This window comes from Microlunatus elymi (genome assembly GCF_007362775.1).
GTDB lineage: Bacteria > Actinomycetota > Actinomycetes > Propionibacteriales > Propionibacteriaceae > Microlunatus > Microlunatus elymi.
The window spans coordinates 1,252,959-1,273,919 of sequence record NZ_CP041692.1; the positions used below are offsets into that span (position 1 = coordinate 1,252,959).

Consider the following 20,961-nt stretch of genomic DNA (forward strand, 5'->3'; position numbering starts at 1 on the left):
GGCCCGCCGACAGCCGGGTTGGAATGGCTCGGCTGGACCTGGGATGCTCGTTTTCGACATTCCGGGTCATCGAGCGCCATAGGCGTCGGCTTGGATCTGGTACATCTCGGCGTACCGGCCGGCTTCGCGGATGAGGCTTGCGTGGTCGCCCTGCTCGACGATGCGACCTTGGTCGAGGACGATGATGTGATCGGCGGCGCGTACGGTCGAGAACCGGTGCGACACCAGAAGGGTGATCCCTCCGTCGACGGCTCGTTGACGGGCAGCCGCGGCGTAGCGGTTGAACAGGGCATCCTCGGTGTGCGCGTCGAGGGCCGATGTCGGCTCGTCGAGCACGGTGAGGAGTGGCCGCTGCCGGATCAGTCCGCGAGCGAGGGCGACCTGTTGCCATTGCCCACCGGACAGGGCGACGCCACCCGGCCACGTGGTCCCGAGTTGGGTGTCCAGGCCGTGCGGCATCGTCGTGAGCAGCCGGGATGCGCCTGCCGCGGCCAGCGCTCGGGTTGCCGCCTCGTCGTCGTCGAGCCGTGACAGGTCGCCGACCGTGATGGCTTCCCGCAAGGTCAGCTCGAACTGGGCGTGGTCCTGGAAAGCGCCGCTGCAGCGTCGTCGCCACTCGTCCAGATCCAGCCGCCGAAGGTCGACTCCGTCGACGAGAACGGCACCGCTGTCCGGCACGTACATGCCGCAGAGCAGTTTGACCAGGGTGGTCTTGCCTGCTCCGTTCTCACCGACCAGGGCGGTGACGCTGCCGGCGGGTAGGTCGACGGACACGTTGTCGAAGATCCGTCGGCCAGTTCCCGGGTAACCGAAGCTGAGGCCTTGCAGCGCAATGCCGGATCGCAGCCGATCGGGTACGGGATATGCGTGCGTCTGATCGGCGCCATGTCGGCGTACGTCGAGGGCGGCTTTGTCGTGCAGCCACAGGAATCTGCTGCCGACCGCCAGGCAACCGACCAGCCATTGGGTCATGTCCACCACAGCGCCGAGGTTGCCACTCATGGTCGCCGCGAGCATCACCGCCAGAGCGAGATCACCGACGCCGGCGTGACCGGTGACGACGCCGTACCCGATCAACAGCAGGGCCCCGGTGAAGCCGAATGCCATCGGCAGCGTTGCCAACATCTTCTGAGCCGCCGAGACCCAGGCCACGTGGGTCCGGTCGGCGTGTTCCCCGGTCCAGGCTTCTCGGCTCAGGGTCACCAGTCGAGGACCGAGTCCGAAGATGCGGAGCTCCTTGCCCGAAGCGGCTCCGGATCCGAGATTGACCAGATGGCGCTGCCGTCGCCGAGCCTCCCCGGTGCGTTCCTGCGCGACCCGCTCGCGTTCGGCGGCCCGACGCGCCACCAGAACCGAGGGCACGCCGAAGGCCGGAAGCAGCAGAAGTGCCGGATGGATCGAGGCCGGCAGCACCATGGTCAGGACGGTCTGGGCGAGGGCACCGACCGTCTCGGCCAGAGCCTCGAACGTCCAGTGCACGATCCAGGCCTCCCGGCGCAGCGGGTCCAACCGGTCGAGGTAATCGGCGCGTTCCAGGTGCTCGATCCCGTTCATGCCGGCCGAGGTCTCGATCAAGCGCTGCTCGAGCACGACGCCGGCCTTCTCCTGGTACGTCTGCCGCATACGACCGCCGAGCGCGCCGGCAACCCAACCGAGCACGTTGGTCACCGCGAGCAGGCTGACCGCGAGTACCACGGCGCCGGCTGTTCCGCCGACAGCGGCATCGACGAGGTGTTTCAACCACAGCGCTTGCAGGCTGCCCACCGCCCATCCTGCCGGGACGAGCAGCAGGGTGCCGAGGGTCAGACCGGGATGACTGCGGACCGCGACCCCGAAGGTGAAGGCCAGGGTGCGGCCGAGGCCGGGCAACTCGTGGTCACGCATCGCTTCGCCCCTGCTGGAATCGTCGAGCCTGCAGTCGGAACATCTCGCTGTAGCCCCCGCCGGCGGCCATCAGTTCGTCGTGGCTGCCGTACTCGCTGATCCGGCCGTCCTGGACGACTGCGATCCGGTCGACGTGACGGACGCTGGACAGACGATGGGTGACCAGCACCGTCGTGGTGCCGGTGGTCAACTCCAGGAATCGTTCGAACAGCATCGCCTCGGCCCGGACGTCGAGGGCGGCGGTGGGTTCGTCGAGCACGAGAAGTCGAGCGCCCGCCTCGGCTGCTCTCAGTGCCCGCGCCAGGGCGATCCGTTGCCACTGTCCGCCGGACAGATCGGTGCCGCCGCGATAGTGCCGCGACAGCACTGTGTCCCAACCAGCGGGCAATCCCTCGATCAGATCAAGCGCCCCGGCGCGACGCGCCGCCGTCCGAGCGGAGGCCGGATCCGTCCACGCGTCGACCCGGCCGAAGCCGACGTTCTCCTGCGCGCTCAGCTCGAATCTGATGAAGTCCTGGAAGATCACCGCGACCTGCGTACGCCAGGACGCCACGTCGAGATCGCGCAGGTCGACGCCGTCGACGCGGACCGAACCGACGTCGGGGTCATAGAACCGGGCCAGCAACTTCAACATCGTCGTCTTGCCCTCGCCGTTGCGGCCGACGATGGCCAGCGAACTACCCGCGGGGATCTCCAGGTCGACGCCGTTCAACACCCGCCGTCGCTGTCCCGGATAGCCGAAGCCGACACCGCAGAACTGGATGCTCTTGCGCGGCATCTCGTCGGCGCTGATCGAGCCGGTGGCGGCAAAGCTCAGCTGCCGGGTCCGGTCTGCCAAGCCCTGCAGATGAGGAAGAGCCGCTGCCCCCTGGCGTACCCACCAGGTCGCCAACAGCGGATGGCTCACCAGCTGCATCGCGATCAGTGCCTGGATGTACACCGTCAACTGGGCCGCGTTCACCCGGCCCGCGACGGTTGCCCCGGCAAGACCGGCCAACACGCCGCCGGTGGACAGTGCAATCGTGGCGAGGGTGAGCAGGACCGGGCGCAGATTCGCCCGGCGGGCGCGCCAGACGTGAGCGAGGAACGCCGTCCGGTAGCTCCGCGTCCGCTCGGCCAGCAGGCCTGACAGACCGAACAGCCGGACCTCCTTGGCGGCCGGCGGGTCCAGCGCGAGGTCGCGGAAGTAGTCGGCCCGACGCTGCAGATCTGCATACTCCTCGTGCTGTTCGATGATCTCGTGCTCGTCGCGACCCATCCACAGATGCGTCGCCGACGCCCCGGCGATCAGGAGCAACGGTGCCCACCAAGCAAACCCGGCCAGCAACACGCCGGCCCCGACCGCGGCGACCACCGACTTCATCGCCGTACCGAGCTCGTCGACGATCCGCGTCAACGGCGCCAGATCGGCCCACTCGTACTCACCGGCCCGACGAATCTCCTCCGCCGTCTCCGGATCCTCCAGATGACCAAGGCCTGGCGGGCCGAGGGTCGCGGTCAGCAACTGCTGTCGCATCCGCTGGGCAACCATCGAGCCGATGGACGTAGCGACGGCGCTGCGGATCGGCGAGCTGATCTGCCCCGCGGTGAACGCCAAGCCGGCCAGGCCGATCGCAAGACCGAGCGCCGCGGCCTGCGGGGAACTGATGCCTGCAGCCAATGCGGGCTGAGCTCGTGCGACGGCCAGTCCGCTGGCCGCGATCGTCAACGGACCGAGGAGTCCCTCGACAACGACCAACGCAACGAAACCCGCGAACCGGCCGGGCGAGGTGCTCGCGACGTATGCGACCAGCATGCGCAGGGCAACACGAAAGGGAGTGGTGACGGTAGACACCGGAGAGTCTCCTTGAGCAGGAACCAGCGCACCGCATCTGCCCAAGAAGGGCAGGCGGCCCGAACGGATCTCTTGCGTGGCGGCCCGGCGGACGTCCATGACGTCTGCGGTGATTGACGGTAGTCGCCGGAGCCCGTCCGTGCATCCGAATTAGCTGACCTGAAGATCGTCGACGTCGTCCAGCTCCCAGATGCGTTCGTGCCCAAGAAGGCGGAACCCGACGGCGTCGTACGGGCCACCCGGCCGGGCGAGGTGGTCAGTCGTTCGCAGGGCGGCATATGCGGCGCCGTGTTTCGGCGCCTCGCTGCAGACAGCCCGCATGATTGCAGTGGCTGCCCCGCGGCCGCGCGCCGACGGAGCGGTGGCCACACTCCACACGTTCGCCACACCGTCGACAACCAGCAATGCGCAGAGGGATGGCACCGCGACATCGAACCAGACGCCGGGCGATGCTGCCGGTCGAGATCACCGCGTCGTCCTGATCGTGGACGGCCAGATACGTCATGACTCCCGGCGCGTGGAAGAAGTCTGCCTCGACGTCGGCGTTGCGCGCCTCTTCCTCAGTGGCGCCGGCAAACGACTGCGCGACCACAATGCGCAGCTCGGCCAGGGCTTCCGCGGAGTCGGCGACGGTGACGGTCAGCCCAGCGCCCAGCGACGCAGCCTCATCCGTGGCTCCACCGACCCTCCTCGCCATCAGCGCCCGCGGCAACGTGAGAACCTCTCGTCCGCCCAGCTCGGTCAGGAATCCGACCTCGCGATCAAGATCGCCGGCCGCGCCGCGGATCTCGAGATGGCCGCCGGGTGGGCGGTGCCGTGAGGCACGGATCGCGCGGAGCGTATCTGCCAGGCGGACGTTGCTGCCGGGGCACAGACGTACGAGGTCGCGATGCCCGCCACCTTGCGGTCGTTGATTCCAGATGCAGGAGGCGCCGGGAACGTCTTCCTGGCGCACGTGGATCTTGGGCCGGTCCAGACGAGCCAGCCGGCGCATCCCCTTCAACTCCGCCAGGATGACCATGTTCGCATCCATGATCACGACGCCCCCCTACTGCGAGTGTTGGCTCACAGTAGCGGCCCATCACGTCGGAACGGCATCAGGTCCGGACAACGGGTGGTCCGACTGGACGGCGCACGGCGTGGGAGCCGTGCGGCACGATATGCACCCAGCTGCAGGTGCGAGCAGGACGACATCAGAAGGGAACTGAACCCATGACCTATCGACCGATCACCGGAACCTTCTTGGACGAGATGACCCATGACATCCCGTCCCAGAACTGGGGGCCGGAGGAATGGCAACGTGAGTTCGACACCTTCGTCGATGCGGGCATCGACACCGTGATCATGATCAGGACGGGCTACCGGGAGAAGCTCGCTGCGCCCTCGCAGACGATCGCCGATCACCGCAAGGTGCTTCCCGTCTATGTCGATCTCGTGCAACTGTTCCTCGAGCTGGCCGCTGAGCGAGACATCGACCTGTTCTTCGGTTTGTACGACTCCGGCTTCCATTGGCATCGCAACGACTGGACGGTGGAGGTCGAACTCAACCGCCGCTATCTGCATGAGATGTACGAGCGGTACGGCAGTTCGCCGGCCTTTCGTGGCTGGTACCTGCCGCACGAGACGATCGATTCGGGGCTGCGGATCATCGACATCAACACCGCGCTGGCGCGAGAGATCAGAACGTTCAGCGAGTTGCCGATCCTGGTCTCGCCGTTCTTCCACGGCAGGACCGATCAGGCGACCGGGCCTCGCGGATCGGTCCGCACGGTCGAGGAGCACGTCCGCGCGTGGGAGGAGATCTTTCGTGCCTACTCGGGGTTGATCACCCACTGTGCGTTCCAGGACGGCACCGCTGATCTGTTGGCGCTGGAGGATCTGACCGCAGCGACGGCACAGGCAGCGGCTGCATCCGGGATCACACTGTGGTCGAACCTCGAGTCCTTCGACCGTGACATGCACATCAAGTTTCCGCCGCTGGACTGGCGCAAACTCGCCTACAAGCTCGACGTCGTCCAGCCGTACGTGGAGAAGGTGATCACCTTCGAGTTCTCCCACTTCCTCAGCCCGAACTCCACGTGGCCGGCGGCCCGAAACCTCTACCGCCGCTACCGTGATCATCTTCTCGTTCGTGAAGGCGACCGCTGATGGCAACCGACCCGCTCTGCGTCGGGATCGACATCGGCGGCTCCAAGATCGCTGCCGGAGTAGTGGACGACACCGGTCGGGTGACGGCCCGCGGACAGGTGCCGACACCGGCGTCGGCCGGTCGCCGCGTGGTGATCGGCGCCGCCGTGCGACTGGTGGACGAACTGGTCGGCGGCAGAGCGGTCGACGGTGTCGGTATCGGTTCGGCCGGGGTGATCGGAACGGACGGACGTGTCGCTGCTGCGACCGACCTGCTGACCGACTGGGCCGGCACCCAGCTGGTCGACGGCTTTCAAGATCAACTTCCGGGCAGGCCGCAGGTCGTGGCCGTCAACGACGTTCATGCCCACGGCGTTGCGGAGGCCCGCTACGGCGCGGGCGTTGATCACCGATGCGTGCTGTTGTTGGCGGTGGGAACCGGACTCGGCGGCGCGGTCGTCGAGGACGGTCGGCCCGCACGTGGCGCGCACGGTGCCGCCGGCCACGTCGGCCACGTCGACTCAGTCGACGCCGGCGATTTGCCGTGCAGTTGTGGAAGGACGGGCCATCTGGAGGCCATCGCGTCCGGCTACGGACTGCTCCAGCTCTACCGAGAGCTGGGTGGAGCACCGCAGGTCACTGGGGCGCGGGAGATCATCGCGAGGGTCGACGTCGATCCGGTAGCCGTTGAGGCGGCTCGACGATCGGCCCGTGCACTGGGTCGAGGGATCGGCAATCTGATCAACGTGACCGATCCCGGCATCGTGGTGATCTCCGGCGGGGTCGGCCAGGCCGGCGAGTTCTGGTGGGACGAGGTCCGGGCAGCGGCACGGGGTGCGGCGATGCCGTTGCTGGCGGATACTGTCCTGGTGCCGGCATCACTCGGCGCCGACGCCGGTCTCATCGGAGCGGCTCGGTTGGCCCACGACAGGTTGCGGACGCGCTCATGATCAACAAGAGCGAACTGGTTTCCGGTCTGCGGGGCGGGTTGGTGGTGTCCTGCCAGGCGTACCCCGGCGAGCCGCTGCGCGAACCCGAGATCATGAGCAGGATGGCGCAGGCCGCCGTGATCGGTGGGGCGGTCGCCATCAGGGCTCAGGGACTGGACGACATCAAGTTGATTCATCAGAACGTGACCGTTCCGCAGATCGGCCTGTGGAAGGTCGGCGTTGACGGCGTCTTCATCACGCCCACGCTCGAGCACGCCCTGGCGGTGATCCGTGCCGGTGCGGAGATCGTGGCGATCGACGGCACCCGACGGAAACGGCCCGATGGCCTGACGGTGCGGCAGACGATCGAGGCGATCCATGATCAGACCGACGCGTTGGTGATGGCTGACGTCGGTGATCTTGACGATGCGCTGGCCAGTGAGCGCGCCGGTGCAGACCTGGTCAGCAGCACCCTGGCCGGCTACACCACCTCTCGGCCGAGGACCGAGGGTCCCGATCTGGAGTTGCTTGCCCAGTTGACAGCCAACCTCCGGCTGCCGGTGTTCGCCGAAGGTCGCATCCGAACACCCGAGCACGCCCGGGTGTGCCTGGAGGCGGGCGCACATGCGGTGGTTGTGGGCACCGCCATCACGCACCCGACGACGATCACTCGCTGGTTCACCGACGCACTCACCCGATGAGCCTCAAACGCACGCAAGCCGTCCGCGGCGACGCCGTAGTCGGGACAAACCCGGCTCCCATCGCGGCTTGCCGTTGCCGCGCTCAGCCCTCCGGTTGCCAGACGTCGCGGTAGTCGTGGACGAATTCGCGCAGTGTGGTGGCCGGTTGTCCGGTGAGTTTGCGGACCACCCGGTTGGGGAGGGCTGATGCATTCAGTCGGACCATCCGGTAGATCATCTTCTGCACGGCGATGTAGTCGGCGGGGCGCCCTTGCGCGGCCAGCCGGGCCAGGTAGTCGGCCTCGCTGGGCCGGGCGTAGGTGATCGGTCGGCCCAGTACGCGGGTCATCTCGGTGGCGATCTTGTGGTAGCTGAGGGGGTGCTCACCGGACAGCGTGTACGCCTTGCCGACGTGGCCCGGTTCGGTCAGCACCACTGCGGCGACGCGGCCGATGTCGCGGGCGTCGATCATGGCGGTGTACGACCGTCCGGCGGGCAGGTAGATCTCGCTGCGATCGCGGATCTCCTCGGCGTAGATGCTGGACAGGTTCTGCAGGAAGAAGTTCGGTCGCAGGAAGGTGTAGGGAGCTCCGCTCGCCTTGAGGTGCTGTTCGACGGCATGGTGCGGGGTCCGCTTGTTGAACTGGACTCCTTGCAGGGAAAGGAAAACCAGCTGTCGTACCCGATTGCGGCGGGCGGCGTCGATGAACGGAAACAGATACCGTTGCACGTCCTCGATCTGTGGCGGGCGCATCAGGAAGACCCGATCGACGCCGTCCAACACCCGATCGAACTCTGCGGAGGTCATGGCGAAGTCGAAGCTGCGGGCCTGTGCGCCGTCCGGCAACTTCGCGCCGTCCGGGTTGCGGACGGCTGCGATCACCCGCTCGCCGCGGGCGAGCAGATGATCAAGCACAGCAGAACCGACGATGCCGGTGGCGCCGGTGACCAGCACCGCTCTCATGTGTTTCCTTCCAGACGACGGATCAAACCGGCCAGGGTGTCCAACTGCCGGTCGGTCAGTGGGGCAAATCGGGGCCGGAGGCGGGCGATCAGATCGGCCTCGTACCGGTGCACGGCGGAACGGGCGGCCGGGGTGAGCCTGAGCAATCGTGATCGGGCGTCGTCGGGGTGCACGACCTGCTCGATCAATCCCTGGGCGCGCAGGCCGTCGATCAGTTGGCTGACGGCACCGGGAGTGACGCCGAGCCGCGCGGACAGAGCCCCGGGCGTCAGCGGCAGCTGGCTGTGCGCGATCAGGAACATCGCGTCCAGTTGGCTGCTGGTCAGGTGGACGTCGCCGAAGGGTGAGCGCGGACCCGTACCGGTCGAGCGTGCGGTGGCCAGCTCGCGGCTGATCGACACGACCGCCTCCAGCACCGTGCCGATCAGCGTGTCGCGATCATCGGGATCGGTTGCCGAAACGCGACGGGTGGGGGTCATGCGCTGACGAAGGGCAGTTGGCCGACGAAGGTCCGGTCGTCGACCTGGGTGAGGATGAAGTCGGCCAGGTCGTCACGGCTCAGCTGGGTGCTGGCGTCCACACCGACCCAGCCGACCCGATAGCGGCCCGACCCGGGCTTCTCGGTCAGTCGCGGAGCGCGGACCACCGTCCAGTCCAGTCCTGAGGCCCGCAGCACGGCCAGGTGTCCTTGGGCATCTGCCAGCACCTGGCCGGACAGCAGCTTCAGCAGCGCCTGGATCACCCGGTCGGCGATCTTCGGCCGATCGGACTCGGCACGCAATCCACCACCCGACAAGGTCACGATCCGCTTCACCCCCTCGGCGGTCATCGCCTCGGTGATGATGCGGGTGCCGTCGGTCTGCAACGTCGGCGGCGAGCCCTTCACCTGACCGAACAGGCTGAGCACCGCGTCGGCGCCCGCGACCGTCTCGGCCACACTCGCCGGATTCAGGACGTCGCCGCGAATCACGGTCAGCAGGTCGGACGAAACCGTCAGCTTGGCCGGCTCCCGGACCTGCGCGCGAACCGTCGACCCGGCAGCCAAAGCACGGTCCAGGACACGTCGGCCGGTCCGCCCGGTGGCGCCGAACACAGCAATCGTCGTCATGGTCGCATTACTTTAGCGGCTAAATCATCGCGTTCACGGCAGGAGGCTGGCACGCGTTCCGCCTGTGGTCAGCACCGACCGACCGGGTGCCCGAAAGCCGGCGTACTCCGCCGAATCCGTGGATGGGCGTGCGGGCGTGGCATAGTTTATTGGTTATCTGATGGGCGATCCGCTCCTCCGTACCTCGCGTTCGGGTGGTCGCGGGGTGAGACGAGTACGTGGATGAGCGGCAATGCAACATATCGACTGACGAACACCAGCATGTTGTCGGTTTCTGCCATCGAGGCGCCGGTGGTGGCGACCTCGGAGGAGTTCGACGATCGGCTGGAGGCGACCTATCGGCGCACCGGGCTTCGGCGCGGGATGCTGGAAGCTTTGGCCGGCGTCCGTGAGCGCCGCTGGTGGCCTGACGAGGTCAGTTTCGCCGACGCCGCGTCGCTGGCCGGCGCGAAGGCCCTGGCGGAAGCCGGAATCACCCCGTCGCAGGTCGGAGTCCTGATCAGCACCGCCGTGACCCGGCCGCATCTGGAGCCGTCGTCTGCCGTCGCCGTCCATCACCAGCTCGGGCTGCCGACCAACTGCTTCAGCTTCGACATCGCCAACGCCTGTCTCGGCTTCCTGAACGGCATCCAGGTCGCCGGGATGATGATCGACTCCGGACAGGTCGACTACGCCCTGCTGGTGGACGCCGAAGCCATCCAGAAGCTGCATCGGGCCACCCTGGACCGGCTCGAGCAACCCGACGCCACCGCTGCCGAGGTGAAGGCCCAGTTCGCCAGCCTGACCATCGGTTCCGGCGCCGCCGCGATGGTGCTCGGTCGCACCGATCAACACCCGGAGGGTCACCGAATCCTGGGTGGTGTCAGCCGCTCGGGGAGCGAACATCACGAGCTGTGCGTCGGCGACCTGAACCTTATGCAGACCGACAGTCGGGCCTTGTTCGAGGCCGGGATCCGGCTCGCGATCGACACCTGGAACGACGCCGCGGAGGAATTCGACTGGTCACAGGTCGACTACTTCTTCTGCCACCAGACCTCGGTCAAGCACATCGCCGCGATGGCCGCGGCGATCGGGGTGAGTCCCGACCGCTGCCCGACCACGGTCGAGGAGTTCGGCAACCTGGGTGCCGCCGCCGTGCCGTTCACCCTCGCCCGGAACCTCGACCGGTTGCAGCCCGGCATGCGGGTGATGCTGCTCGGCATCGGCTCCGGGCTGAACACCTCGTTCGCCGAGATCGCCTGGTGAGCGGGCCGGCCCGTCAGCATCGTGCGCGGGTCGCGTTGCCGGCCGCCTCGCCGGACCTGACCAGGATTCCCGACGTCGATCCGGCGTGGTCCCGGCTGGTCGACATTTCGGACGCGGCGGGCGCCGTCCACACCTGGCACGTTCTCGACACCCATAAACTGGCCGATCCGGCCGAACCGGTGGCGGGCACGATGCTCTGCGTCCACGGCAACCCGACCTGGTCCTACCTGTGGCGACGGTTCCTGGCCCAGGCTCCTGCGGGCTGGCGCGTGGTCGCCGTCGACCAGCTCTCCATGGGGTGGTCGCAGCGACTTCCCAGCCCACGTACGCTTTCCGAGCGTATCGCCGACCTCGGTGACCTGACGGCGGGACTCGGTATCGACGGGCCGGTGGTCACCGTCGGGCACGACTGGGGTGGCATCATCTCGCTCGGCTGGGCGCTGCAGCACCGTGAGCAGCTGGCCGGCATCGTCCTCACCAACACCGGCCTCAACCTGCCCATAGGCGCCGAGCTGCCCGGTCTGATCCGGCTGGCTCGAAACCCGGCACTGCGGGATGCCGTGTGTGTCCGCACGCCGATCTTCGTACGAGGTGGGGCGCGACTGTCCAAGCCCGCAGTGCCGTCCTTGGTCCGGGCGGCCCTGGCCCGCCCGTACGACAGCCCGGCTCGGCGGACGGCGGTCGGCGACTTCGTGGCCGACATCCCGCTGGAGGCCGACCATCCGAGCCGGCCGGCCTTCGACGCGATCGCGGCCGGCGTCGGCACGCTCGACGTCCCCGCACTCCTGCTCTGGGGGGCCCGCGATCCGGTCTTCGGCGACGGATTCCTCAACGATCTGGAACGCCGGCTGCCGCAGGCCGACGTACACCGCTATCCGGGTGCCTCGCATCTGGTCACCGAGGACGCCCCGCAGACCGCAGCCGACACCTGGCGTTGGATCGGTCAGCGGTTCACCGTGAACGAACCGCGGCCGATCCCCAAGCCGCAGTCGGAGCGCTCGGCGGTCTGGACCGAGGACGACCTGCCCTGGGCTGCGCTGCTCCGCAGAGCCGACGACCCGGCCACCGCTGCCGCCGAAGTGCACGCCGGCGTCACCACCACCGTCTCCTTCGCAGGACTCGAACGCAGGATCGCCGACACCGCCGCCGGTCTCAGCCGATTCGGGCTGCAGCCCGGCGACCGGGTGGCCATGCTGGTGCCCCCTGGACTCGACCTCACGGTCGCCGTCTATGCGTGCTGGCGCCTCGGCGCGGTGATCGTGGTCGCCGACGCAGGGCTCGGTGTCCGCGGCATGGCCCACGCACTGCGCAGCGCACAACCGCGCTTTGTGATCGGGATCGGCAAGGCGCTGCTGGCCATGGGTGCCCTCGGCGTGCCGGGGCGTCGGATCGGCGTCGGTACGCCGGCCGCACTGGCCCGGTTGGCCGGCTGGCAGACCGATCTGGCGGCGCTGGCCGCCGACGGTCGTGGCCGATCGCTGCCGGAGCGCGCAGCGGCCGACAGCGAGGGTGCGGTGCTGTTCACCTCCGGGGCCACCGGGCCCGCCAAGGGTGTCGTCTACCGGCAGAGCCAGCTCAAGGAGCAGATCGCCAGGGTCGCCGACATCATGCGGATCGGGCCGGACGACCGGCTGGTGGCTGCCTTCGCCCCGTTCGCCCTGTACGCACCGGCCATGGGCGCCGCCGCCGTCGTCCCGGACATGGACGTCACCGCCCCGGCCACCCTGACCGCGCTGGCGCTTTCCGATGCAGTGGCAGCACTGGATGCGACCGTCGTCTTCGCCTCACCGGCCGCGCTGCGCAACGTGGTGGCCACGGCCGACGCGCTGACCGATCCGCAGCGAACCCTGTTGCAGGGCGTCCACACCGTGCTGTCGGCCGGTGCACCGGTCCCGGTGTCGCTGCTCCGCCAGCTGCAACGACTATTGCCCAACGCTGAACTGCATACGCCGTACGGCATGACCGAGGTGCTGCCGGCCACCGACATCACCCTGGCCGAGATCGAGGACGCAGGCTCCGGCAACGGTGTATGTGTCGGCCGGCCGCTGCCCGGAGTGACGATCCGAGTGAGCCCGCTGGACGAGCTGGGCCGCGCCGACGGGCCGCTGACCGACGAGGCCGGGGTGACGGGGGAGATCTGCGTAGCCGCGTCGCATCGCAAGGAACGCTACGACCGGCTCTGGGCCACCGAGCACGCCAGTTCCCGCAACCCCGGCTACCACCGCACCGGAGACGTCGGCCACCTCGACGAAGCGGGCCGGCTGTGGGTCGAGGGACGGCTGGTGCATGTGATCGTCACCGCGGACCGCCCGCTGACTCCGGTGGGGGTCGAGCAGCGGATCGAGGAGTTGGCCGAGGTGAGCGCCGCCGCCGTGGTCGGCGTCGGCCCGGTCGGCACCCAGCAGGTGGTGGCCGTGGTGGTGCCGTCTACCCGTGCGCCGTCCTATGGGTCGTCCCGGCAGCACCTGGCCGGCCCCGAACTCACCGAGTCCGTCCGCGCGGCAGCGTCGGTTCCGCTGGCCGCGGTGCTGGTGACCGACGCGCTGCCCGTCGACATCCGGCACGCGTCGAAGATCGACCGGACCCGCCTCGGCCGCTGGGCCGGACGACTGCTCGCCGGCGAACGTGCAGGGAAGATCTAGCACCGACATGAGCAGCGAGCGAAGGCCGGTACGGCGAGGAGCGGCGCGGTGAAGATTCTGGTGACCGGTGCGAGCGGGCTGCTCGGCGGTGCCACTGCTCGTGCCTTGGCCGAACGGGGCGACCAGGTCACCGTGTTGCAGCGCCGGCCGAGCGGACTCGGGCTGCGCGAGGTGCTCGGCACCGTCACCGATCCGGACACCGTCCGGCGCGCCGTACGAGGCCAGCAGGCGGTGCTGCATCTGGCCGCCAAGGTGAACGTGACCGGCGCGGAGGCCGACTACCGGCGGGTGAACGTCGACGGCACCCGGACCGTGGTCGAGGAATGCCGGGCTGCCGGGGTCGAGCGGCTGATCAACGTGTCGTCTCCGTCGGTGGCGCACAGTGGCAGCTCGCTGGTCGGTGCGGGCGCCGAGCCGGCAGATCCCGTCCGCGCGCGCGGCCCATATGCCCGCACCAAGGCCGAAGCGGAGCTGCTCGCCCTGGCTGCCGATTCGCCATCGCTTGCGGTGCTGGCGATCCGGCCGCACATCGTCTGGGGGCCCGGAGACACGCAGTTGGTGGGCCGGATCGTGGCTCGTGCCCGGCGGGGCCGGCTGCCACTGTTCGGACCGGCCACGGCACTGGTCGACACCACCTACCTGACCAACGCGGTGGACGCCCTGACCGCCGCGGTCGATCGCTGTACGGTCGACGGCGTACACGGCGAAGCGCTGGTGGTCAGCAACGGCGAGCCCCGGCCGATCGGGGAGTTCTTGAGTTCGATCGCCCGAGCGGCCGGCGCCCCGCTGCCCACCCGGCACCTTCCGGTGCGGCCGGCCCTGTGGGCAGGTGCGGCAGCCGAGACGCTGTGGTCGCTGCGTCCGGGTGACGCCGCGGACCCGCCGCTGACCCGGTTCCTGGTCGAGCAGTTGTCGACCGCGCACTGGTTCGACCAGCGGCGTACCCGTGAAGCGCTCGGCTGGCGACCCGCGGTCCAGCTGGATCACGGGTTCGCCGAGTTGGCCCGCTGGTACGCCGCAGTGCACCGTCCGCGACGTTGACGCGGCCTGTGTGTAAGGGCGCGTCGGCCAATGCGGAGATCTTGATCAACTCGGTGATGTCCCCACCAGCCGACGTCGGGCTGGATGACGTTGTCGGCCTCGACCTCCACCACCAGGGTGCCGAGCAGATTGAGACCGAAGCTCTGCCGGGACTCGCGATATGGGGGATAGGCCGACATCGGTGTGGCGATGTGGTCGTCGATCCAATGACCGGCTTGTTGATCATGGTAGTCGGCGCCGCCACCCCGCAAGGTGTAGGCACGAACCTGACGGATGGTGCGTTCCCGGGTGCTCATGATCGGGATCCCGCGATCGACGACGGCGTGCTGACAGCCTCGTCGGGCCGGCCGTCGAACCACACCAGCACCTTGCCCGCAGTGACGTCGCCGGCACCGAGCGCGCGGAAAGTGGCGTCGGCCTCCTCGGGCTCGACGTGCCGGCTGATCAGGTGAGCCAGCCGCGGGTCGGACGATGCTGCGAACTCGGCCGCATCGCGGAAGTCCTGGGCCGAGTAGGTGAAACTGCCGATGATCGTGCGTTCCTCGGTACTGATCTTGAACCCCGGCAACTCCAGCGCCGGCGATCCCATCCCGACCAGGCAGATCCGGCCGCCGAGGGTGGCCGCAGCCAACGCGTCCCGGACACTCGCGGTCACGCCGACGGCGTCGATCACCACCTCGAACGGTCCTCCGGCCGACGCAATCGCATCGGCGATCGGCCCGGCCGTCGGGTCGATGACGGACGCGCCCAGTCGCTGGAGCAGCATGCGTCGCGCCGGATCGACCTCGCTGACGACGACCTGGTCGACGCCCTCGACGCCGAGCGCCAGAACGATCGACTGGCCGATCGGGCCGCCCCCGACCACCAGCACCCGATCCACCGTGGGAGTCAGCACCCGTCGTACCGCATGCAGGGCCACGGCCAGCGGTTCGATCAGTGCGCCGTACGCGATCGGCATGCTCTGCGGAAGCGCGACCACGTTGGAGCCGGGGACGACGAGGTAATCGGCGAACGCGGCCGGGATCTCCGGGACGACGCCGATCACCGTCTTGTCCGGGCAGTGCTGTTCCCGGCCGGCGAAGACCGCGGCCTGTTCGGCCGGCAGCACCACCGGATTGAAGGTGACCGGTTCGCCGACGCTCAGGCCGAGGGCCTCGGTCCGCGGTCCGAGACCGGCGACCCGGCCCACCGCCTCGTGTCCCATCACCTGACCCGGCACCCGGCGACCGTTCTCACCGGTGTAGCCGTGTACGTCCGACCCGCAGATTCCGGTGGCACAGATGCGAATCAGCACCTCGCCAGGCCCAGGCGCCGGCGTCCGGCGCTCCTCGATCCGCAACTCGCCGAAGTCATGCAGCACCAGTGCGCGCACGCCGGCCACCCGCCTTTCTGCTGGCCGCCTCTCGTCTGGGCTCCGATTCCACCACGGCCGGGTTTGCCGGCGCCACCGGGCCGGCTCTTCCCGCAGCTGAGGGCAAACCACGAGGCGTTGCTTGAGCTGGCCCGTATCGGGGTGGCGTCGGCTACTTCGTGGTGATCGCGTTGGTGGGCTGGGCGCTGGCCTCGTACGACCTGAACTTGCTGACCCTGCTGCTGCCCGACATCGCCGCCGATCTGCACCTGACCCAGACGCTCGTCGGTCTCCTCGGCTTCAGGATCGGCGCGATCCAGATGGTGGCGGTGATCATCGGAGACCGCCGGTGCCCGACGCAACAACGTCGACCACTCCCGGCCTCGACAATTCCCTGCTCGTGCTGGATTCTGACGCGTGGACCGCTCTCGGGAACGGTAATTTCCCGCACGTGCTGGATTCTGGCGCGCCTACCACTCCCGGCCAGGGCGAAGTCCGGTTGGTCCGGTGGCGCAGCGGGTAGTGGCTGTCCAGAAGTCGTCAAGGGCGTCGGGCAGCCGATGCCCGGCACATAAGGAGATCAGCATGGGCAGCGCAGTCGAAGACCGCCGGAAGGCGGCACAGCTCCCCGAGGGCGATGTGATCAGGATCCTGTTGAACCAGCATGCCCAGGTCCACGACCTGTTCGACGAGATCGAGGGCTCGACCGGTCAGCAGCGCAAGGAGGCATTCGAGGAGTTGCGCGCGATGCTGGCTCTGCACGAGACGGCGGAGGAGATCGTGCTCCGCCCGGTGACGGCGACGATTGCTCCGGCCGGCGTTGCGGATGCGCGTAACACCGAGGAGCAGGAAGCCAACGAAGTCTTGAAGAAGCTGGAGGAACTCGATCCCGACAGCGACGAATTCGCGGCCGAGCTCGCCGACTTCAAGTCGGCCGTGGATGCGCACGCCGAGAGCGAGGAGAGCGAGGAATTCCCTGCTGTGCTGGAGAACTGCGACCTCGACCAGCGCCAGCGGATGGGACGCCGGATGGAGGCGGTGGAGAAGATCGCCCCGACCCGGCCGCATCCCAGCGTCGCGGGCTCGACGGCCAAGCAATGGACCGCCGGCCCGTTCGCCGCGTTGATCGATCGTGCCAAGGACGCCATCGACAAGGTCAAGGACTGAGGACTAGCTCGGGTCTGCCGGGTCGGCCTGGATCCAGGTCAGCCCAGCCGGTGCAGCCGTTCCAGCAGCGGCCCGGCTGCCTGGTCGAGGAACTGTTGTTGATGTTGGTCGCCCACCTGGACCAGGCCGATGTCGGTGAATCCGGCCTGCACCGCCGGCTCGAACGCCTTCGCGATCCGATCAAGATCGGGACCGCAGGGGATCGACGCTGTCACGTCCTCGACACGTACGGGCTCGGTCGCGGCCGCGAACGATGCTGGCGACGGCAGTTCGGCATTCACCGACCAACTGCCGATCGACCAGCGGAACTGATCATGCGCGACACTGACCGCGGTCGATTCGTCCGGTGCCCAGCAGATGGGCAACTGCAGGAACGATCGCGCCGTCGGTCCGCCCGCCGGACGCGCTTCGTCCCATTGGTCGAGGAGTTCATGATCAGGCGTGGTCGAGATCAGGTGATCGGCCAACGGTGCGAAGCGCTTGATCGATCTGCTGCCGGAGACTGCCACCCCCATCTGTATCGGGTCTTGCGGACAGTCCCACAGTTTCGCCTGTGACACATGGAAGAAGTCGCCATCGGAGGTGACCGTCTCGCCGCCGAGCAACTGCCGGATGATCATCATCGCCTCCTGCAGCATCGACTGCCGAACCTCCGCCGTCGGCCAGCCCTGGCCGATCACGTGCTCGTTGAGGTTCTCACCCGAGCCGAGTCCGAGGATGAATCGGCCGTCGCTCAACAGCCCCAGGGTCGCCGCTTTCTGGGCCACGATCGTCGGATGGTAGCGATGGGTCGGGCAGGTGACGTAGCTGACCAGTTCCATCCGATGCGTCGCCTGGGCCACCGCGCCGAGCACCGCCCAGGCGTACGGCGCGTGCCCCTGCGATTCCAGCCACGGATTGTAGTGATCGCTGCACAACGCGAAGTCGAAGCCGACTTGCTCGGCCGCGGCGGCGTACTGCACCAGCTGCGCCGGTCCGCTCTGTTCGGTCATCAGGGTGTATCCGAAGCGTGCCATGGCGGTTGGTTACCCGCCGCCCGTCCGGGCGAAACCGAGGCCGTCAGAAGTCGATTGCAGCCGCGATGTCGTCCAACTCCAGCTTTCCGGTCCGGGACCGCTTGATCACCGAGCGTGCGTCATCGGTCTTGTCCGGCACGTTCCACAGCAGCACACCGTTGACCGTCTGATCGTCGTCCAGGTAGTAGACGACACCACGTTCATGATCATCGGACCAGCTCTCGATCATGGTTGCCGAGGCGTCGAGGGTGCCGACCACCTCGTACCGATTGCCGAACAGCACCGAGTAGAAGTACGGCGTGTAGTCGTACGGCTCGTTCGCGCCGGTCAGGTTGCGGCCGGCCAGACTGCCCATCGCGTTGGCGTTGTCGACGTGCTCGACCCGCTGCCGTCCCAACAGGGCGTCGGGATAGCTGGCGACATCCCCCGCGGCCAGGATGTCCGGGTCGCTGGTGACCAGGTACTCGTCGACGACGACGCCGTCATCCACGTTCAATCCGGCCGCTTCGGCCAGTTCGGCTCGCGGTGCGACGCCGAGGCCGGCTGCGACCCCGTCGGCCACGATGTCGTCGCCGGAGTCCGTCGTCAGCCGGATCTCGTCCTGGTCGGCGCTACCGCCGGTGATCTTGGTTCCGGTGCGCAGCTCAACCCCGTGCTCGCGATACAGCTCGGTCACGTGATCGGCGAGTGCGCGCGGGAATTTGTCTTCGTACACACGGTTCTGCGGCAGCGCCATGATCACCCGGGTGTCGTTCTGGCTCAGCCCGGCGGCGAGTTCGGTGCCGATGTAGCCGCCGCCGACGACGGCGATCGTGCGACCTGGACCGGACAGTTTGCGCAGCCGTCGGTAGTCGGCAACCGTACGGAAGTGAATGATCCGATCGTCGTCCGGCAGATCGAGACGATTCGGCTCGGCGCCGGTGGCCAGCAGCAGTCGCCGATAGCCGACGCGGTGATCACCGGCCGCGACCTCGTGCGCCGCCGGGTCGATCGAATCCACGTGCAGAGAGGTGATCAACTGCGCGCCGGTCTGTTCGACGGTCTGCAACCAGACCTGGTCGAACTCGAAGTCGGGGTCCGTCCACAACTTCTTGGTCAGCGCCGGGCGGGTGACCGGCTCGTCGGGATCGTCGCTGAGGATTCCGATCGATCCGTTCGGATCGGTCTGCTGGATCGCCTTGGCGGCATTGTCTGCGACCATGCCGCCGCCGATGATCAAGTAGTCGTACGACGCGGCAGGTGCGGCGACCTGATTCGACGTGTTCATGATCACTCCTCCAAACAGCTGGTCAGTTGATGGCGGCAACGGAGCCGGAGTCGACGCGATAGTTCGCGCCGGCGATGAAACTGGCCCGATCAGAACACAGGAAGGCGATCACGGCGGCCACCTCGTCGGCCTCGCCGCGTCGGCCCAGCACCATGTTCGGACGCTTCTCCTCCAGGAAGGTCCGCACCGCCTCGTCGAAATCGACCCCCAGTTCGTCGGCTCGCTGATGCATCATCTTGTCCGTCATCGGCGTCCGGACGAACGCGGGGGACACGCAGTTGACGAGCAGACCGTCCTCGCCGTACGCCTTCGACAGCGCCTTGGCCGTCGCCAGCAGCGCGGCCTTCGCGGCGTCGTACGGAATCTCGTCCGGGTAGGGCTGTACGGCGTTCTCCGAGGTCAGAAAGATCAACCGGCCCCAACCGCCGGTTCGAAGATCATCCATGAATGCCCGGGTGAGCCGGATCGGGCCCATCAGGTCGACCTCGAGAGTGTCCCGCCAGCCGTCGTCGCCGATCTCGTGGAAGGGCCCGGTCGCACCGGTCTCGCCGGCCGAGTTGATCAAGATGTCGATCTTGCCGACGGCCCGGACGTGTTCCCGCAGCCGACTGACCTGGTCGGGCTGGGTCAGATCGGCTGCGAAGCCGAGCAGCCGACGACCGGAGTCAGGCAGCGATGCTGCGGCCTGGTCCAGTTGATCTTGATCAAGATCGGTGATGATCACCCGGGCGCCTTCGGCCAGCAGTACTCGTGCGCTGGCCAGGCCGATGCCCGAGTCGCCGCCGGAGATCAGGGCACAGCGGCGCGACAGTCCCAGATCCATGTCTGCTCTGTGCCCGCGGCCGAGAGCCTGAAACGGTTCTCCGACGCTCACGGATCAGGGCGATCGAACCGGTGCCGGCCCGGCAGCACCCGGCAACGGGGGGTTTGACGCTCGTCGCGGGCGGGCACGGGGAGATGAGTCGCGGAGGAAGGGGAGTGTGGTGGCGATCAACCCGATGATCAAGAACAGGTCGGGGCCGACCCGGCCCGCGGGCAGCGCCAAGGGTGCCTGGCTCAGCCTGCTGGAGCAGGGCGCCAACGTGTTGCAGACGAAGGCCTCGAAGGCCTTGCAGCATTGAGAAACGTGATCAGAACTCGACCCGAGTGGTGTCACCGAGCTCGGGGTGGCCCTTGGTGACGGCCGCCTTGGCGTATTTCACCGCTGCGACCACTCGCGGGCTCTCGACGGACTGCAGTTCGGCGGACCGGGCCTGCACCTTCAGCAGCGCAACGGCCGGATCATCCCGACCGCCGTCGAACCAGGCCTCGACGTGCCGGTTCCAGAATTCGTCGATCAACGCCTGATCCTTGGTGATGGTCCCGGTACCCGCCACCGACAGGTAGTTGCCGTGACTCTCGATCGCGATGTTGACCTGGGGATTTCGCCGTACCTGCACGGATTTGTCGGAGGGATCCGGAGTGAAGAAGTACAGGTCGCCGTCGAAGTCGCGCTGCTGCAGACCCAACGGCCGGCTGACCAGCGACCCGTCCTCGTCGACCGTCGTGACGATCGCGATGTGGGCCTTCTCGATCACCTCGGCAACCGCCTGTCGATCCGCCTCGGCACGCTCGTCCGGGTTCAGACCCTCGGTTGTTTCGCTCATGCCGATATCGATTACCCCGTCGGTGGGCCGTGAATCGTGACATCGCTTACGGCGTGGCGT

At 68.0% G+C, this 20,961-nt stretch carries 22 protein-coding genes; 10 read left to right on the top strand and 12 right to left on the bottom strand.

What is annotated here, in order from left to right; genetic code table 11:
* Positions 1-66: 66 nt before the first annotated feature.
* The 3 genes from FOE78_RS05560 to FOE78_RS24730 all read right to left on the bottom strand — a co-directional run bounded on the left by FOE78_RS05560 (position 67) and on the right by FOE78_RS24730 (position 4,141).
* Complete coding sequence (locus FOE78_RS05560) at positions 67-1,884, bottom strand: ABC transporter ATP-binding protein (RefSeq protein ID WP_143985415.1); 1,818 nt, start codon at positions 1,882-1,884, stop codon at positions 67-69.
* On the bottom strand, positions 1,877-3,718 hold the full coding sequence (locus tag FOE78_RS05565; RefSeq protein WP_168207396.1) for an ATP-binding cassette domain-containing protein: 1,842 nt from the start codon (positions 3,716-3,718) through the stop codon (positions 1,877-1,879). The genes FOE78_RS05560 and FOE78_RS05565 overlap by 8 nt, the downstream gene beginning before the upstream one ends.
* A gap of 150 nt (positions 3,719-3,868) precedes the next feature.
* The gene (locus FOE78_RS24730) at positions 3,869-4,141 is read right to left on the bottom strand and encodes a GNAT family N-acetyltransferase (protein ID WP_143985417.1); all 273 of its coding nucleotides are present in this window, start codon (positions 4,139-4,141) and stop codon (positions 3,869-3,871) included.
* Between the two features lie 61 nt (positions 4,142-4,202).
* Between FOE78_RS24730 and FOE78_RS24735 the strand changes: the two genes are divergently transcribed.
* The 4 genes from FOE78_RS24735 (at position 4,203) to FOE78_RS05585 (ending at position 7,475) form a co-directional block, all read left to right on the top strand.
* The gene (locus FOE78_RS24735) at positions 4,203-4,538 is read left to right on the top strand and encodes a hypothetical protein (protein WP_407662613.1); all 336 of its coding nucleotides are present in this window, start codon (positions 4,203-4,205) and stop codon (positions 4,536-4,538) included.
* A 392-nt stretch (positions 4,539-4,930) separates the two neighbouring features.
* Entirely contained in the window at positions 4,931-5,866 is a 936-nt protein-coding gene (locus FOE78_RS05575; RefSeq protein WP_143985418.1) for a DUF4434 domain-containing protein, read from the top strand.
* Positions 5,866-6,795 (top strand): ROK family protein, encoded by a 930-nt coding sequence (locus FOE78_RS05580; protein ID WP_143985419.1) that lies wholly within the window; start codon positions 5,866-5,868, stop codon positions 6,793-6,795. Before FOE78_RS05575 ends, FOE78_RS05580 begins: the two co-directional genes overlap by 1 nt.
* A complete protein-coding gene (locus tag FOE78_RS05585) occupies positions 6,792-7,475 on the top strand; it encodes an N-acetylmannosamine-6-phosphate 2-epimerase (RefSeq protein WP_143985420.1) in 684 nt (227 codons plus the stop codon). Before FOE78_RS05580 ends, FOE78_RS05585 begins: the two co-directional genes overlap by 4 nt.
* An 82-nt stretch (positions 7,476-7,557) precedes the next feature.
* Here the strand turns inward: FOE78_RS05585 and FOE78_RS05590 are convergent, their stop codons facing one another.
* The 3 genes from FOE78_RS05590 to FOE78_RS05600 are packed head-to-tail and all read right to left on the bottom strand — an operon-like array spanning position 7,558 to position 9,526.
* On the bottom strand, positions 7,558-8,418 hold the full coding sequence (locus tag FOE78_RS05590; protein WP_143985421.1) for an SDR family oxidoreductase: 861 nt from the start codon (positions 8,416-8,418) through the stop codon (positions 7,558-7,560).
* Positions 8,415-8,897, bottom strand: coding sequence for a MarR family winged helix-turn-helix transcriptional regulator (locus FOE78_RS05595; RefSeq protein WP_143985422.1), 483 nt, complete (start codon positions 8,895-8,897; stop codon positions 8,415-8,417). The genes FOE78_RS05590 and FOE78_RS05595 overlap by 4 nt, the downstream gene beginning before the upstream one ends.
* Positions 8,894-9,526 carry an NAD(P)-dependent oxidoreductase gene (locus FOE78_RS05600; protein ID WP_143985423.1) on the bottom strand — a complete coding sequence of 211 codons (633 nt, stop codon included), beginning with the start codon at positions 9,524-9,526 and terminating at the stop codon, positions 8,894-8,896. Before FOE78_RS05600 ends, FOE78_RS05595 begins: the two co-directional genes overlap by 4 nt.
* A 222-nt stretch (positions 9,527-9,748) precedes the next feature.
* Between FOE78_RS05600 and FOE78_RS05605 the strand changes: the two genes are divergently transcribed.
* Genes FOE78_RS05605 through FOE78_RS05615 form a run of 3 tightly spaced genes read left to right on the top strand, consistent with a single transcriptional unit; the run spans position 9,749 to position 14,454 of the window.
* Positions 9,749-10,771 carry a 3-oxoacyl-ACP synthase III gene (locus tag FOE78_RS05605; RefSeq protein ID WP_143985424.1) on the top strand — a complete coding sequence of 341 codons (1,023 nt, stop codon included), beginning with the start codon at positions 9,749-9,751 and terminating at the stop codon, positions 10,769-10,771.
* Positions 10,768-13,413, top strand: coding sequence for an alpha/beta fold hydrolase (locus FOE78_RS05610; RefSeq protein WP_228266066.1), 2,646 nt, complete (start codon positions 10,768-10,770; stop codon positions 13,411-13,413). The genes FOE78_RS05605 and FOE78_RS05610 overlap by 4 nt, the downstream gene beginning before the upstream one ends.
* Before the next feature lie 48 nt (positions 13,414-13,461).
* The gene (locus FOE78_RS05615) at positions 13,462-14,454 is read left to right on the top strand and encodes an NAD-dependent epimerase/dehydratase family protein (RefSeq protein WP_143985425.1); all 993 of its coding nucleotides are present in this window, start codon (positions 13,462-13,464) and stop codon (positions 14,452-14,454) included.
* Here the strand turns inward: FOE78_RS05615 and FOE78_RS23810 are convergent.
* Positions 14,397-14,750: a hypothetical protein gene (locus FOE78_RS23810; RefSeq protein WP_210414838.1), complete on the bottom strand. Its 354-nt coding sequence runs from the start codon at positions 14,748-14,750 to the stop codon at positions 14,397-14,399. The two genes, FOE78_RS05615 and FOE78_RS23810, sit on opposite strands and share 58 nt — an antisense overlap.
* On the bottom strand, positions 14,747-15,835 hold the full coding sequence (locus FOE78_RS05625; protein WP_228266067.1) for a zinc-dependent alcohol dehydrogenase: 1,089 nt from the start codon (positions 15,833-15,835) through the stop codon (positions 14,747-14,749). Before FOE78_RS05625 ends, FOE78_RS23810 begins: the two co-directional genes overlap by 4 nt.
* Before the next feature lie 149 nt (positions 15,836-15,984).
* Between FOE78_RS05625 and FOE78_RS05630 the strand changes: the two genes are divergently transcribed.
* Both FOE78_RS05630 and FOE78_RS05635 read left to right on the top strand, forming a co-directional pair.
* Positions 15,985-16,380 carry a hypothetical protein gene (locus tag FOE78_RS05630; protein WP_143985426.1) on the top strand — a complete coding sequence of 132 codons (396 nt, stop codon included), beginning with the start codon at positions 15,985-15,987 and terminating at the stop codon, positions 16,378-16,380.
* Between the two features lie 10 nt (positions 16,381-16,390).
* Complete coding sequence (locus FOE78_RS05635; RefSeq protein ID WP_143985427.1) at positions 16,391-16,972, top strand: hemerythrin domain-containing protein; 582 nt, start codon at positions 16,391-16,393, stop codon at positions 16,970-16,972.
* Positions 16,973-17,010: 38 nt separating this feature from the next.
* Here the strand turns inward: FOE78_RS05635 and FOE78_RS05640 are convergent, their stop codons facing one another.
* Genes FOE78_RS05640 through FOE78_RS05650 form a run of 3 tightly spaced genes read right to left on the bottom strand, consistent with a single transcriptional unit; the run spans position 17,011 to position 20,078 of the window.
* Positions 17,011-17,988, bottom strand: a complete 978-nt coding sequence (locus FOE78_RS05640; RefSeq protein ID WP_143985428.1) for a TIGR03557 family F420-dependent LLM class oxidoreductase — start codon at positions 17,986-17,988, stop codon at positions 17,011-17,013.
* 43 nt (positions 17,989-18,031) lie between these two features.
* Positions 18,032-19,255, bottom strand: a complete 1,224-nt coding sequence (locus FOE78_RS05645; RefSeq protein ID WP_143985429.1) for an NAD(P)/FAD-dependent oxidoreductase — start codon at positions 19,253-19,255, stop codon at positions 18,032-18,034.
* Positions 19,256-19,277: 22 nt separating this feature from the next.
* Positions 19,278-20,078 (bottom strand): SDR family NAD(P)-dependent oxidoreductase, encoded by an 801-nt coding sequence (locus tag FOE78_RS05650; RefSeq protein ID WP_143985430.1) that lies wholly within the window; start codon positions 20,076-20,078, stop codon positions 19,278-19,280.
* 160 nt (positions 20,079-20,238) lie between these two features.
* Between FOE78_RS05650 and FOE78_RS23545 the strand changes: the two genes are divergently transcribed.
* Positions 20,239-20,376 (top strand): hypothetical protein, encoded by a 138-nt coding sequence (locus tag FOE78_RS23545; RefSeq protein ID WP_168207399.1) that lies wholly within the window; start codon positions 20,239-20,241, stop codon positions 20,374-20,376.
* A 9-nt stretch (positions 20,377-20,385) separates the two neighbouring features.
* On the opposite strand, the gene FOE78_RS05655 is transcribed toward FOE78_RS23545, so the two are convergent.
* The gene (locus FOE78_RS05655; protein ID WP_143985431.1) at positions 20,386-20,901 is read right to left on the bottom strand and encodes a pyridoxamine 5'-phosphate oxidase family protein; all 516 of its coding nucleotides are present in this window, start codon (positions 20,899-20,901) and stop codon (positions 20,386-20,388) included.
* Positions 20,902-20,961: the final 60 nt, after the last annotated feature.

Bases quoted from the DNA above. Each gene is read 5' to 3' on its own strand.
- FOE78_RS05640 (WP_143985428.1), bottom strand. From the start codon at position 17,988: ATGGCACGCTTCGGATACACCCTGATGACCGAACAGAGCGGACCGGCG.
- FOE78_RS05655 (WP_143985431.1), bottom strand. From the start codon at position 20,901: ATGAGCGAAACAACCGAGGGTCTGAACCCGGACGAGCGTGCCGAGGCG.
- FOE78_RS05560 (WP_143985415.1), bottom strand. From the start codon at position 1,884: ATGCGTGACCACGAGTTGCCCGGCCTCGGCCGCACCCTGGCCTTCACC.
- FOE78_RS05580 (WP_143985419.1), top strand. From the start codon at position 5,866: ATGGCAACCGACCCGCTCTGCGTCGGGATCGACATCGGCGGCTCCAAG.
- FOE78_RS05585 (WP_143985420.1), top strand. From the start codon at position 6,792: ATGATCAACAAGAGCGAACTGGTTTCCGGTCTGCGGGGCGGGTTGGTG.
- FOE78_RS05605 (WP_143985424.1), top strand. From the start codon at position 9,749: ATGAGCGGCAATGCAACATATCGACTGACGAACACCAGCATGTTGTCG.
- FOE78_RS05635 (WP_143985427.1), top strand. From the start codon at position 16,391: ATGGGCAGCGCAGTCGAAGACCGCCGGAAGGCGGCACAGCTCCCCGAG.
- FOE78_RS05595 (WP_143985422.1), bottom strand. From the start codon at position 8,897: ATGACCCCCACCCGTCGCGTTTCGGCAACCGATCCCGATGATCGCGAC.
- FOE78_RS05645 (WP_143985429.1), bottom strand. From the start codon at position 19,255: ATGAACACGTCGAATCAGGTCGCCGCACCTGCCGCGTCGTACGACTAC.
- FOE78_RS05600 (WP_143985423.1), bottom strand. From the start codon at position 9,526: ATGACGACGATTGCTGTGTTCGGCGCCACCGGGCGGACCGGCCGACGT.
- FOE78_RS05590 (WP_143985421.1), bottom strand. From the start codon at position 8,418: ATGAGAGCGGTGCTGGTCACCGGCGCCACCGGCATCGTCGGTTCTGCT.
- FOE78_RS23810 (WP_210414838.1), bottom strand. From the start codon at position 14,750: ATGAGCACCCGGGAACGCACCATCCGTCAGGTTCGTGCCTACACCTTG.
- FOE78_RS05650 (WP_143985430.1), bottom strand. From the start codon at position 20,078: ATGGATCTGGGACTGTCGCGCCGCTGTGCCCTGATCTCCGGCGGCGAC.
- FOE78_RS05575 (WP_143985418.1), top strand. From the start codon at position 4,931: ATGACCTATCGACCGATCACCGGAACCTTCTTGGACGAGATGACCCAT.